The 12,904-nt window shown below is 67.8% G+C and carries 11 protein-coding genes; 5 read left to right on the forward strand and 6 right to left on the reverse strand.

Annotated elements, in window-relative coordinates; all coding sequences use genetic code 11:
* Positions 1-150 precede the first annotated feature (150 nt).
* On the reverse strand, positions 151-723 hold the full coding sequence (locus KBI44_01625; GenBank protein MBP9143159.1) for a hypothetical protein: 573 nt from the start codon (positions 721-723) through the stop codon (positions 151-153).
* Between the two features lie 192 nt (positions 724-915).
* Positions 916-2,178, reverse strand: a complete 1,263-nt coding sequence (locus tag KBI44_01630; GenBank protein MBP9143160.1) for a vanadium-dependent haloperoxidase — start codon at positions 2,176-2,178, stop codon at positions 916-918.
* A 135-nt stretch (positions 2,179-2,313) separates the two neighbouring features.
* Between KBI44_01630 and KBI44_01635 the strand changes: the two genes are divergently transcribed.
* A complete protein-coding gene (locus KBI44_01635; protein MBP9143161.1) occupies positions 2,314-3,468 on the forward strand; it encodes a hypothetical protein in 1,155 nt (384 codons plus the stop codon).
* Positions 3,469-3,486: 18 nt separating this feature from the next.
* Here the strand turns inward: KBI44_01635 and KBI44_01640 are convergent, their stop codons facing one another.
* Positions 3,487-4,521: a hypothetical protein gene (locus KBI44_01640; protein MBP9143162.1), complete on the reverse strand. Its 1,035-nt coding sequence runs from the start codon at positions 4,519-4,521 to the stop codon at positions 3,487-3,489.
* A 177-nt stretch (positions 4,522-4,698) separates the two neighbouring features.
* On the opposite strand from KBI44_01640, the gene KBI44_01645 reads away from it, so the two are divergent.
* Positions 4,699-5,076: a cupin domain-containing protein gene (locus KBI44_01645; GenBank protein ID MBP9143163.1), complete on the forward strand. Its 378-nt coding sequence runs from the start codon at positions 4,699-4,701 to the stop codon at positions 5,074-5,076.
* Positions 5,077-5,191: 115 nt separating this feature from the next.
* On the opposite strand, the gene KBI44_01650 is transcribed toward KBI44_01645, so the two are convergent.
* Positions 5,192-6,727, reverse strand: a complete 1,536-nt coding sequence (locus KBI44_01650; protein ID MBP9143164.1) for a CSLREA domain-containing protein — start codon at positions 6,725-6,727, stop codon at positions 5,192-5,194.
* Between the two features lie 63 nt (positions 6,728-6,790).
* A complete protein-coding gene (locus KBI44_01655) occupies positions 6,791-8,464 on the reverse strand; it encodes an SDR family oxidoreductase (GenBank protein MBP9143165.1) in 1,674 nt (557 codons plus the stop codon).
* Between the two features lie 403 nt (positions 8,465-8,867).
* Here KBI44_01655 and KBI44_01660 point away from each other — a divergent pair, with 403 nt between their 5' ends.
* Entirely contained in the window at positions 8,868-9,878 is a 1,011-nt protein-coding gene (locus KBI44_01660) for a DUF4397 domain-containing protein (protein MBP9143166.1), read from the forward strand.
* A 108-nt stretch (positions 9,879-9,986) separates the two neighbouring features.
* On the opposite strand, the gene KBI44_01665 is transcribed toward KBI44_01660, so the two are convergent.
* Positions 9,987-10,751 carry a class I SAM-dependent methyltransferase gene (locus tag KBI44_01665; GenBank protein ID MBP9143167.1) on the reverse strand — a complete coding sequence of 255 codons (765 nt, stop codon included), beginning with the start codon at positions 10,749-10,751 and terminating at the stop codon, positions 9,987-9,989.
* 372 nt (positions 10,752-11,123) lie between these two features.
* Here KBI44_01665 and KBI44_01670 point away from each other — a divergent pair, with 372 nt between their 5' ends.
* Both KBI44_01670 and pepT read left to right on the forward strand, forming a co-directional pair.
* On the forward strand, positions 11,124-11,549 hold the full coding sequence (locus KBI44_01670) for a putative toxin-antitoxin system toxin component, PIN family (GenBank protein ID MBP9143168.1): 426 nt from the start codon (positions 11,124-11,126) through the stop codon (positions 11,547-11,549).
* A gap of 57 nt (positions 11,550-11,606) precedes the next feature.
* A complete protein-coding gene (gene pepT / locus KBI44_01675) occupies positions 11,607-12,857 on the forward strand; it encodes a peptidase T (GenBank protein MBP9143169.1) in 1,251 nt (416 codons plus the stop codon).
* Positions 12,858-12,904 lie beyond the last annotated feature (47 nt).

A 12,904-nucleotide genomic window follows, 5' to 3' on the forward strand; every position in this document is an offset into this window, starting at 1 on the left:
TCGGAGCCATCAGATGAGTTGGAGCGATCGCGGCGATCACGGCGATCGCGGCCTGTCCGTCAGGAAGCGAAGACGCCGGCGCGTCCGCGAACGGACGCTCCGGCGGGTTCGGCAGTTTCGGGTCGGCCGCTCACGGGCCGACCGGCAGGCTCACTTGCCGCGGAAGCGACGGATCGTCGCGGCGCCACCGGCGCCGAGGAGTCCGAGCAGCGCGACGAGCGGCATCGGGCTGGCGGTCGCCGGCAGGAGGTCGGCCCGCTGCTCACTCTCGGACGTCTTCTCCGCCACCGGCGCGACGGCCGTCGTGGTGGTGTTGAGGGTGGGCTTCGTCACGGTCCGGTCCGTCTCCCGGGTGTCGGTCGCCGACGCGGCCGGGGCGACGTAAGTCGTCGTCGTCGTCGTGACCGGCGCCGACGCGGAGATCACCTTCGTGACCACGGCGCCCGTTCCGGCGAGGGTGGTGTAGCTCGCCGTCACGCGATCGCCGGTGCGGAACATCGAGGCGTCGACCTGCTTGTCGGTAATGATGAAGACCATCTCCTGACCGTTGTCGGTCTTGACGACCAGGCGGTTGGCGTCGCTCGAGACCACCGCACCAGTGACCTGCAGGCTGGTGTCCATGATGCCCGAATCGGTCGGCTTGGCGGCGGTATCGGTCTGTGCAACGGCTGCGGAAGCGAGTGCCAGGGTAAAGAGAAATGCTGCGGTTGGGCGGTGGTTCATGATCATCTCCTTGGAAGCGCGGTGCTTTCGAATCGAGACGACCGGAGGCCGCCCGACTCGGCGCTGGGCCGCTGCCAAGGTCTCAAAGCAACTCCTGTTCCACTTCGCATCTCTCTGTAAACGTTGAGTTTGCTCACGCAACTGCGAGTGCGGCGCGAGCCCGGAGAGGGAAATTGAAGATTCCTCCCACGGCTACTCCCTCCGCGGTCGCATCTGCTGCAGGGCCCTTCGAGCGGCGGCGCGGCCCATCGCCTCGGCGTCTTCGTTCGCCGAGCGCGTGTGGGCGCCGGCATAGATTCGCGACATCGACATCTCGTCGACGAAAGCCTTCCAGGTCGGCAGAACGATCTGGAAGCCCGGGTTGTCGTCCCAACTGTGGAGACGGACCCCGCCCGCCGGCGCCGCTCCGGTCTCGGCCTCGAGCACGGTCGCGACCGCCGCCGAGACGCCGCAGTGTCCGCACGGATAGTCGCCGTGCGTAGGGGTCTTGAGCAGCGGCTCCCAGGCGGCGTCGCGGCTCGTCGCCGGGTTGCCGTCGCGATCGGCGTTGCGAATCGCGGTGATCGGGCGCCAGGAGGCGAAATGCAGTTTCGCCTCCATGATCGCCGACCAGGCATCCTCCATCGCCATGTTGGTGAGGGCGAAGAGGCGCGCGTTCTGGCTCAGGCTGCGCCCGGGTTGGTTGGCGATGCGGGCGATCATCGGCTGGTAGTTGATCCACAGCCAGGGTCGCGCGAGCAGGCCCTTGTCGACCGGGCGCTCCTGACTCTCCTTGGCTCCGAGCCGGCGCACCTCGTCGAGGTCGCGGGCGTAGCGCTCGCTGTCCAGGCGCGGTGGGCCCGCCGGACGCAGTTCGTCGATGCGAGAGAGGAAGTAGGTCGGCAGTGCGGTCTCGAACGGCAGGATCGACGGCAGGCCCGGGTCGATGTAGACGCCTGGCTCGGTCAGCGGCCGGTAGGGCTCGAGCACGGCGTCCACCGGCAGGGCCGAGCGCTCCATCGCCGCGGCGGCCGCGAGCTTGCCGAACTCGCTCCCTGCTTTTTCGCTCTCGCCGTCGGGCACCCCGGCGAGGGAGATGACCAGCGCATCGTCGAACGTCTTCTGGTGATCGGGATAGACCGCCGCAAGCACGGTATGGGCCGCCACCGCGGCAGCGGCCTCGGCGGAGGCGCCCGGCGGCGCCGGTGGCAGCTCGAGAAAGGGGACGTAACGGCGCTCGATGCCATTCGTGGCCTCGAACAGGGCCAACGCGACTTGCGCCGGGACACGCGAAGTCTGGGCGGTGCGCGAGGTCGCCGTCCCGCCGTCGCTTTCGCTCAGCGCGTGCTCGGTGACATCCATCCAGGTCGTCACGGTGTCGGCCGGCAAGCTCTTCGCCCCAGACGCCAGCGCGAGAATGAACGCCAGGGCGGCGGACCTCCCGGCGAGTCCGGTGCTCCATTCACAGATCATCATGCGATCCCCCTTTGGGTCGGGTCTTCACTCTTCAAAACGCAGGGCGGCGCCGATGGGTGACATCCGGACGTCCCGGGTCGCCGCGCAGTGAACTGCTGCACTTCTCCGCGAATGGAGGAATGAGACATTGCAGCCGTGCGGACGATCCAGCCGGCGGAGCTCGCCTCGGCGCTGCGGCGCTCACGCAGAACAGCCGCAGTCCTCGGGCTCTGGCTCTCTTGCGGGCCCGCCGCCGACGCCGCCGGGCGCCCCTGCGGCGGCTGCTACGTGCCGCCGGAAGCGCGGGCGGTCGACACGTCGGCACCCGACCACGTCATCGGCAACGGCACGCCCCAGAGTTGCACCTCGGCGGAAGTCGTCGCGACGATCGCCCTCGGTGGCGTCATCACCTTCGATTGCGGTCCCGACCCGGTGACCATCGTCCTCTCCCAGACCGCCAGGATCTACAACAACACCGGGCCCATCATCGTCATCGACGGCGGCGGGCTCGTGACGCTCGACGGCGGTGGAGTGCGGCGAATCCTCTACATGAACACCTGCGACCCGGAGCTGGTCTGGACGACGCCACACTGCGACAACCAGGATCATCCGCAGCTGACGCTGCAGAACCTGACCTTCGCGCACGGCAACTCGACCGGCGCGACGCCCGACGGCGGCGGCGCCGTCTTCGCGCGTGGCGGGCGCCTCAAGGTGGTCAACAGCCGTTTCCGCAACAACGTCTGCGACGCGGTCGGTCCGGACGTCGGCGGCGCCGCCGTGCGCGCCTTCGACCAGTGGAACGACCTGCCGCTTTACGTTGTGGGCAGCACCTTCGGCGGCGCGCCCGGGCTCGGCAACACGTGCTCGAACGGCGGCGCCCTCTCCGCGATCGGCGTCTCCTACACGGTACTCAACAGCGACCTGTCCTGGAACAACGCCACCGGCAACGGTGCGAACCCTCAGCAGCCCGGCACACCCGGCGGCGGCAGCGGCGGTGCGATCTACAACGACGGCAACAACTTCCATCTCACCGTCTGCGGATCGACGATCCACGACAACCATGCCAACGAGGGCGGAGGCGGCATCTTCTTCGTCAGCAACAACCTCACCGGCACGCTGACAGTCGACCGGAGCTACATCTGGAACTGCCCCAGCGACGGCTTCTGGACGGCACCCTGGCCCTGGCTCTTCTATCTCGGCTCGGGCCCACCGCACCTTCCGGGCTCGATCTTCGACGCACCGGCCCCGGACTTCTTCTGCGACGGCTTCGCCACGGGCGACGCCTCGGTCTGGAGCGCGATCGCACCCTGAGCGGCCGGCGAAGGCGTTCTACTCGACGCTGAATCCCAGGAGCTCGACCGGCGTCAGCCCCTGCACCCGTTCGATGTACTGGGCACTGACCCCAGTGATCTTGGTGTCGACGAGGGCGCCGGCACGGGAGATCTCGTAGACGCCGGTGCCGTTGGTGGTCAGGATATTGCCGTTGGGCAGCTCGTAGACGCCGCGGTTGCCGCCAACGCCGGCCGGATTGTAAACGGCGACGAAAGCACCGGCCGAGGTGAGCTCGACGACGCCTTCCTGTGTGCCGCCGAAGTTGGCCACCAGGATGTTGCCGTTGGCGGCTTCGGCGATCTGTTGCGGGAAGTTGTTCACCGAGGCGAAGGCTCCCAGAAAGGCACCTGCAAGGTCGTAGCGCAGGATCTGGTCGGTGTTGATCGAGCTCACCAGCACGTCGGCGGCGCGGAAGTAGACGTCGAACGGACCGGCCAGTCCGCCCGACCCGATGGCGATGAAGTTGCCGACATGGGCCCCGGTCGAATCGAACTCGGCCACCGAGTTGCCGTTCGCCCCCGACTGCACACAGACCACCAGGCTGCCGCCGCCGGGACGATAGGCGGCAGCGATTGCGTTGTCGAGTACGGCGGTGTTCACGCCGCCCGCGGGCGCGAAGCCGCCGATGTAGGCGCCGCTCCCGGCGTCATAGCGCTGCACCCGGTCGTCGATCTGGTCGACCACCAGCACGCTGGCGGAGTCGGCGTGCGCGAAAGCGTGCTTGGGAGTCGAGAGATTGGTGACATCGGCAGGGATGAAGTTGGCGTCGACCAGATTCCCGGTCGTTGGATCGAAGGCCATGACCCGGTCGGCGGTCGAGTCGGGGATCAGGAGCAGATCGACTCCGGCACCCAGCGCGGAGCGCGGGCCCGGCGCCGGTTGACCCGCGAGCGGGGGGGCGTCGGACAGCCCCGCCGCCTCCAGCGCCTCGCGCTGTCCCGGGTCGGCCGCCGGAGCGGGCGTCGGACCCAGAGTCATGAAGCCTGCGACCAAGGCGAACACGGACCCGCATCGCAGCAAGGAAGTCGTCATGGCGTTTCCTCCGGTGAACGGTTTCTGCCGTAGATGCTAACCCACCAGGCTGGACTGTCTGCCACTGACCGGCAGGCTCTCCGCCATGCCGCCCACCCACCCGGGTGGTGACGGCGTTGGCAAGCGGCCTACCATCGAGAAGGCGAGCCGCCTGGAGGCTCGCGGGAGGATGCAGAAATGAAACCGTTCGTCGGCTCTCTCGAGACGATCACCGTGCAGAACACGCATTTCCGTCACGTGCTCTTCACCGGCAAGCGCGAGCAACTGGTGGTGATGGCGCTCGCCCCCGGCGAGGACATCGGGCGCGAGATACACGCCGACGTCGACCAGTTCTTCCGCGTCGAGGAGGGCATTGCACGCTTCGTCTTCGGACCCGGAGAGGAGCACATCGTCCGCGCCGGAGACGCCGTGGTCGTGCCCGGCGGCACCTTCCACAACGTCGTCAACGCCTCGTCGACCAAACTGCTCAAGCTCTACACGATCTACTCGCCGCCGCAGCACCCCGACGGCGCGATCCAGCGCACGAAGGTCGACAGCCTGGCCGGAGCGCACTAGCTCTCCTACCAGTCGGTGGGCTTGTAGTCCTTCAGGAACTTCCCCCAGAGGTGCTCGCCGGTGTTGCAGGCGGACTCGCGCATCGACGGCGAAGGGTGCCGGAGGGTCCCAGCGCCTAGGGCGCGGGCGACCAGGAGCCGGCGTCGCCCGCCTCGAAGTTGTCGGCGAACTGGCTGCCGTACTCGTAACAGCCCATGTCCGTCGCGCTACCCACGATCCGCGTGCTGTGATCGAGGTCGAACGGCCGCACGGTGCTCGCGCCATTGGCTCCGACGTCGATCGCCGGCGAGGCCGCGGTCAGGTGGTAGTTGCCGCCGATCGCGTTCACGAACAGCGGGTCGAGGCCGATCATGTTCGCCGTCTGGATGAGGGGGGCCGAGCCCGGCTGCACCACGACATCCGTGGCGTTGGAGGTCACGATGGAATTCTCCAGGTAGACCTGTCCGGTCGAAATGTCGGAGGTGACGTCGAGCCCGATACCGTTGTAGCCGGCGATCGTCAGATGACCGAGAGCTACGACACCGGGAGAATAAACATAGAGCCCCGCAGAGGTCCCGTAGGTGATCTGCGAATCGTAGAACGACCCTCTGCTGGAGGCTCCGTCGAGATAGAGCCTTATGTCGTAGGCCAGTGTGCTGTACGCCCCGGTGTTGGCGTAGAAGTAGAGCCGCTCCAGCAACAGCTCTCCTCCGTTCCAGGCCCACCCGTTGAGCGCGTTGCTCCGATCCCCCCCACCGCTTGTCGAATTCCCCGTAAAGCGGCTGTCGACAACCTGGCTTCGGGCGCCATCCAATGCAAACACCATTGCCCCACCGCCCTGCGCATCGTAGAAACTGTTCTCGAGGGGGGCCGAGACGAAGTTGCCCGAGAAAGTGCAGCGGATGCAGGAGGCAAACGATCCGAAACCAGTCGAATACAGGACGAGCCCTCCGCCGCCCGCTTTACTGGCCGTGTCCGAGGCGGTGTTGTTCACGAAACTGACATCCCGAATGTCGACCGCAGCGCCGTTCGCCGCCCTGGCGTAGGCGCCGCCGGCAAGTTGTTCGGGCCCCCCCGAGGCCGTCACCTGGTTGCCAATGAACGTGCCGTCGTGAAGCGACAAGTTCGCTCCCGGGAAGGCGGAGGTGAAAAGCAGGGCACCGGCCCTCCCGCTCGAGTGATTCGACAGAAAGCGGAAGTTGTAGATCTCCAACGAGACGTGAGTGGCCCAAATTGCCCCTCCGTAGAACGGCGCAGCCGCCGAGCCGTTCTTGATCTCGAGACCTGCGAGAACGTAGCTCCCCCCTCCCCCAAGAGCGAGGAACCTGCCGGCGGCGCCGAGATCGATCGATACGGTGAGCGGGTCGAGCGTCGCACTCCGGATCGTGAGATCGCCACCGTTCGCGAGCAGTTCTTCGCCGCTGAACGGGTACGTGCCGATGGGCAGCGTGATGAGGTCGGAAAGATCGCCAGCCGGGCAAGCGTCGACCGCAGCGTTTAGGTCGGCAGCTCGGATCGCCTCCCGAAGGGTGCAGTTGCCGTTGACGAGATCGTCGTCCGCGAAAGTCGTGATGTTGAAACTCGTGGCGCCGGCCACGGCTGGTGTGAGCGCGACGAGCAGCGCAAGGCGGAGCCAACTGGAGCGTGCCGCGGACCGGGCCGACCTTCGCATGAACGACTCTCCTCGAATGCTGAAAAAGTGGCGACAGTCTACTCCGATCCGGTCCGGGCACTCCTACCAGTCGGTGGGCTTGTAGTCCTTCAGGAACTTCCCCCAGAGGTGCTCGCCGGTGTTCACGCCGGCGATGATCGGGTCGACGATGCGCGCGGCGCCGTCGATGATGTCGAGCGGTGGATGGAAGCGATGGTCGGCGAGCTTGCGCGCCGCGATCTCGGCGGGGTCCTCGTCGGTCACCCATCCGGTGTCGACGCTGTTCATGTGGATGCCGTCGTGCTGATAGTCCGCAGCCGAGGTGCGGGTCATCATATTGAGCGCCGCCTTGGCCATGTTGGTGTGCGGATGGCGGGTGGTCTTGAGGTTGCGGTAGAACTGACCTTCGACCGCCGAGACGTTGACGATGTGCTTGTCCCGGTTGACGGTGCGCAGCATCAGCGGCTTCAGGCGTCCGTTCAGCACGAACGGCGCCACGGCATTCACCAGCTGCACCTCCAGGAGCTCGACCGTCGAGACTTCGGCGAGCGCCAGCCGCCAGGAGTTGCGGCCGCGCAGGTCGACCTGCTGCAGATCCTGATCCAGCTGCCCCTCGGGAAAGAGTCCGGGCTCGGGGGCGTGCTCGTCCGGGAGCAGCGCGAGCTGGGACAGCTCCGCGGCATGCGTGAGGCCGACGCCGCCGCCCGCCCCCGACAGGCCGTACTCGAGCGCGGAGGAACGGGAGAGATCGCCGGCTGCCGCCAGGCGCTGCGGATCGCGCAATGCCTCGTAACTTCCGAGAATCCGGCGCTGGCTCGAGTCGAGGCCGTCGAACGCCGCGACCTCGCTCGCCATCATGTGGCGATAGAACTCGGGCGGCCGCCGGACCGTCTGGCAGGCGTTGTTGACGATGAAATCGAGCCGCTGGTGACCTCCGTCGCGGGTCAGCAGAAGGTGGCAGAACGCCTCGACGCTCGGCGTGTGACGCAGATCGAGGCCGAACACCTCCAGGCGATCGGACCAGGCGGCGAAATCGGGTTCACGCGAGTAGCGCATCGCGGAATCGCGCGGGAAGCGCGTGGTCACGATCAGTTTCGCGCCGGCCCGCAGGAGCTTCAGGCCGGCCTGGTAGCCGATCTTGACCCGGCCGCCGGTGAGCAGGGCGACGCGCCCACGCAGGTCCGCCGATTCGACGCGCTTCGCGAAGTTGAAGTCGCCGCAATCCGGGCAGAGCTGGTCGTAGAAGTGATGGAGCGTGCGGTAGTGCTCCTTGCAGGTGTAGCAATGGCGCGGTTCGAGCAGGACCTTCGCGCCGGTTCGCCCCGGGCCGGCAGTGTCGGAATCATCGGCGAGGCTCGGGGCTCCCGGGCCCTCGAAAGCCCCTGGACCCTCAGGAGCCACCGAAGCGAGGTCACCGGCAGGCAGGGCGGCGAGGGCGGCGTCGAGCGCGAGGTCGGCCGCAACGTCGGCATCCTGCGCCACGAAGTCCGGCGGCGGATAGACGTTGGGCGAGGTCACCGGGGGCTTGCGGCGCAGCTCACGGATCCCCGCAGCGTGGAAGAGGGTCTCGTCCTTCTTCACCTGCTGCGCACGGCGCTCGCGGGTCGTCGCCTTCACCAGGCGCCGGCGGGCACGCGGATCCGGGTGCGAGACCTGGCGCGTCGCCCGGAGCAGCCGCTGGCGATCCTCCTCGGGCACCCGGGCGAGCAGCCCGCGGTCGTGCTCGACCGCCTCCAGCAGCGCTGCCGCCGCCCGCATCCGTTCGAGGAGCGGGCTGTCGGACGCCAGTCCCGGAGAGGGCGACGCAGGCGTGTCGGGCAAAGAGGCTGGCGGAGAAGCCACGGCCTGGGCGGTCGCGGCGCCCGGCGCCGAAGAATCGACTCCGGCGCTCGCGGGATGGTGGGGTGGCTGCGTCATCCGCCCAAGTCTACGTGTCCGGACGGCACGCTGTCTTGCGCAGCCCGGCGCCGCCCGGCAGCGCGCCCGATCCGCTTCGTTTCGTTTCGCGGGAGTTCATCCGGGTCGACGCGGTCGACGTAGAGGTCTACAAATGGGGGAAGTCCCCCTGCAACAAGAGAGCGGGCGACGTCCCCCGCGAACCGAGGCGATCGTGGCGCGACGCCGCCTCATTTCTGCAACCAGCTCGAACCGGGAGAACCAGATGAAATTCACACGCTCGCTCGTCGCTTTCTCGATCCTGGCGCTGACCCTCGCTGCGGCCTCCCACGCTGCAACGCCGCTCAACGCGCTGCTTTCCATCGACAACGCCACCGCCAATCCGGGGGGAGTGGCGCGGCTGCGCGTCGTGCACAACTCTCCGGACGCCCCCAACGTCGACATCATCGTCAACGGCGGCGTCGCCCTCTCCAACGTGCCGTTCGGCGCCATCTCCGACTACCTTTCGGTCCCCGGCGGGAGCTACAACGTCAAGGTCTCGCCGGCCGGAGCCGCTGACTCGGGTCCGTACGTCATCGATGCCGACGTGGCCCTCACCGCCGGCACGGACTACACCGTCATCGCCAGCGGCTTCCTCGCCGACATTTACCCCGCCGTCCTGGTCGACGACAACTCCGCTCCGGCGGCGGGATCGTCGCGCGTCCGCTTCTTCCACGGCTCGCCGGACGCTCCGGCGGTCGACATCGCCCTGGTGGACGGCCCGGTCCTCATCGCCGGCGCCCCGTTCGGTGCCAACGCCACGATCACCGTTCCCGCCGGAACCTACGATCTCGAGGTGCGGGTGGCCGGCACCACGACCGAGGTCCTGCAGCTGCGCGGCCTCGCCCTCGCCGACGGAGTCGTCTACACCGCCTACGCCTCGGGTCTCGTCGCCGACGGTTCGGCCGACCGCACGCTCTACCTGGGCGACGACGACCGCTTCCGCATCGACGCCACCTTCACCGACTTCGCCGGCAACTCGGGCGTCGCCAAGATCTTCCACACCACCTCGCAGACCGGGCAGTTCTGGTTCTTCTCGCCCGAGAACATCGAGCTCCTGATCAAGGTGATCGACGGCCGCGATGTGAACAACGCCTTCTGGCTGTTCCACGGCTCCGCCTCGAACGTCCAGTACACCGTCACCGTGACCGACACCGTGGACGACGTGCAGAAGACCTACTCGAATCCGCTCGGCAACTTCGGCAGCGACGGCGACATCGAGGCCTTTCCGCAGTAACCGCCCTCGGCATCTGCACGCGGAAACTCGCTGTCCCCGGGCCGGCTCCGATCGCACGATCGGTGCCGGCCCTTCGTTCGTCCGCGAGGGTTCTGGCGGTCCGGCGCCTCAGCTCGCGACGAGTACGAGCTCCGCGGAAAGATCGCGATCGTAGGGCTCGCCGGCGAAGCCGCCGTAGCACTGGACCTCGCGAAAGCGCGCTACATCGAGGAGCGTCAGGAGCTCGCCGTGACGCCAGCCCTGGAGGTAGCGATGGCGCTCGTGGAGCAGGACCGGGTCGGAGCTCTCTGCCGCCGGCCGCCGCAGGACGCGCTCGGTGACCGTCGCGATGCCGTCGGCTTCGAGGACGAGCGCGGCGCGGAAGAGGAGCTCACCGCCGGCCAGCGGCAGGCGGCGTTCGGGGAGCTCGCGAACGTCGCGGCTCGCGAGCCCGTCGTAGTTCCACTGGTGAAGGACGAGGACGCCGCCGGGGAGGAAGCGGCGCCGCAGCCCGATGAACATCCGCGAGACCGCCTCGGCCCCAATGAGCGCCGGCAGCGTGTTGCCGAGGCAGAGGGCGCCGCCGAACTGCCCACGCACCATCGCCTCGACGGCCCCCAGGTCGCCGACCAGGAACTCGACGCCGGGCACGGCGAGCTCCTTCGCCCGTTCCCAGCGCTCACGCACCCCCTCGATTCCGACCACCTCGAAGCCCTTCCCGGCGAGCCAGCGGGCATGCTCCCCGGTGCCGCTGCCGAGATCGACGACCCGCCGGCTGGGAGCCTGGCCCAGCGCACCGAGCAGAAACGGCCCTTCGTGCTCGAGGCGCTCCCGCCAATCGACGGCGCTGTCGTAGTTCAGGAGGAGCGGGAACGGGGTGGCCTCGGTCGGCATCGAAGGCCCGACACTATCTTCTGATGCAAGAGGGCAGGAACTGGGAGACCGGCATCCCCGACCCTGTGGTGCGTTGGTGTTTTGGTGCTACAATGCACACATGGCTAGGTTGACGATCTCCCTTCCCGCGGAACTTCACCAGGCGCTCAGGGAGGCGGCTGCGAGGCGCAACGAGACGATCGGCAAGTTGATCGCCGAGAGCTTGGTCGCCTATGGTGTCAAGCCCGAGGCATCCGCCGTCGAGCTCGTGCGCCAAGCGCGCCTGCGATCGGCGCTACCAGCCGGCCAGGCACTGAGCCTCGCCCTCGGTGAAACCGCTGCCGCGCGGTCCAGGAGCACAGACAGCCGCCGCCAAGCCTCTCGAAAAGCGCGATGAGCGTGCTGGCGGTCGTCGACACGAATGTCGTCGCCGCTGGCCTCATGACCGCCGACGAATCGTCTCCGACGGCGCGCATTCTCGACCTCATGCTCTCCGGATCTCTGCGCTTCCTACTTTCGGTCGAGCTTCTGACGGAGTATCGCGAAGTACTTCTGCGGCCGAAGATTGCCCGCAGCCATGGACTCTCCGCGGATGAAGTCGACCGCGTCCTCGCAGACCTCGTGCTGCATGCTGCGCTTCGCGAGATCACCCCACTTGCCGCTGGACTCTCCCCGAGCGGCGACGAGCATGTCGTGGCGCTGCTCGCGGTCGATCCCGGCGCCGTTCTCGTAACGGGCGACAAGGCACTGGCGCGTCTCGTCGCTTCGCGAGCGTTCTCGCCTGGCCGGTTTCTGGCGCTTCGCCTCGCCTCACGCTGAGCCTTCGACGCCCCCGATCGCGCACCACGGCAAGGCTGCGCTAGGCTTCTGAGCACCATGAGCGACCTCCGCGAACGCGTCCTCGAACGATTCCTGCGCTATGTGCGCATCGACACCCAGTCTGACGAAAAGTCGACGACTTACCCCTCCACCGAGAAACAGTACGACCTCCTGCGTCCGCTGGTCGAGGAGCTCAAGGCGATCGGCCTCGCCGACGCAACCATCGACGAGTGGGGCTACGTGATGGCGACGATTCCGGCGACCACCCGGAAGGCCGACGTGCCGACGATCGGGTTGCTCGCTCACGTCGACACCTCTCCGGAGATGCCCGGCGCCGGCGTCAAGCCGATCGTGCACGCCAGGTACAGCGGCCAGGACCTCGTCCTGCCGGACGACCCTACCGCCGTGCTGCGCTTCGCCGACAACCCGTGGCTCGCCGAGCAGATCGGCAACGACATCGTCACCGCCTCGGGAACCACGCTCCTGGGCGCCGACAACAAGGCCGGCGTGGCCGAGATCGTCACCGTGGCCGAGTACCTGATCCAGCACCCGGAGATTCCGCACGGCGCCATCCGCATCGGCTTCACCCCCGACGAAGAGGTGGGCCGCGGCACCGAGCACTTCGACGTCGCGAAGTTCGGCGCCGCCTGCGCCTACACGCTCGACGGTGAAACCCTGGGCGAGCTCGAGATGGAGAGCTTCTGCGCCGACGCCTTGACGGTCACGTTCCAGGGCTTCAATACCCACCCCGGTTACGCCAAGGGGCGGATGGTGAACGCCATCAAGATCGCCGCCGACTTCATTCAGCGCCTGCCCGAAGACCGCCTCTCACCCGAGACGACCGGCGGCTACGAGGGCTATGTCCACCCCTACGTGGTGGCGGCGAGCGTCGAGCGCACGTCCGTGAAGCTCCTGATCCGCGACTTCAAGGTGCCGGGCCTCAAGGAGAAGGAGACCTTCCTCGAGAACCTGGCGCACACCACGGTCGCCGACTGGCCGGGCGCCTCGGTCGAGACGAAGATCGAGGAGAGCTACCGCAACATGCGCGAGGTCCTCGACCAGCATCCGCAGGTGGTCGATAACGCCCGCGAAGCGATCCGGCGCGCCGGCCTCACCCTGCGCGAGCGCCCGATCCGCGGCGGCACGGACGGCTCGCGACTGTCGTTCATGGGCCTGCCCACCCCGAACCTCTTCGCCGGCGAGCACAACTTCCACTCCCGCCTCGAATGGGTCTCGGTCCAGGACATGGAGAAAGCGGTCGAGACCGTCATCCAGCTCGTCCAGGTCTGGGAAGAGCGCGCGAGCTAGGAGGCGAGCAGTCGAAGGGCCCGATCTCCGAAGCACCGTCGGGATGT

Source organism: Thermoanaerobaculia bacterium (assembly GCA_018057705.1).
In the GTDB taxonomy this organism is placed as follows: Bacteria; Acidobacteriota; Thermoanaerobaculia; order Multivoradales; family JAGPDF01; genus JAGPDF01.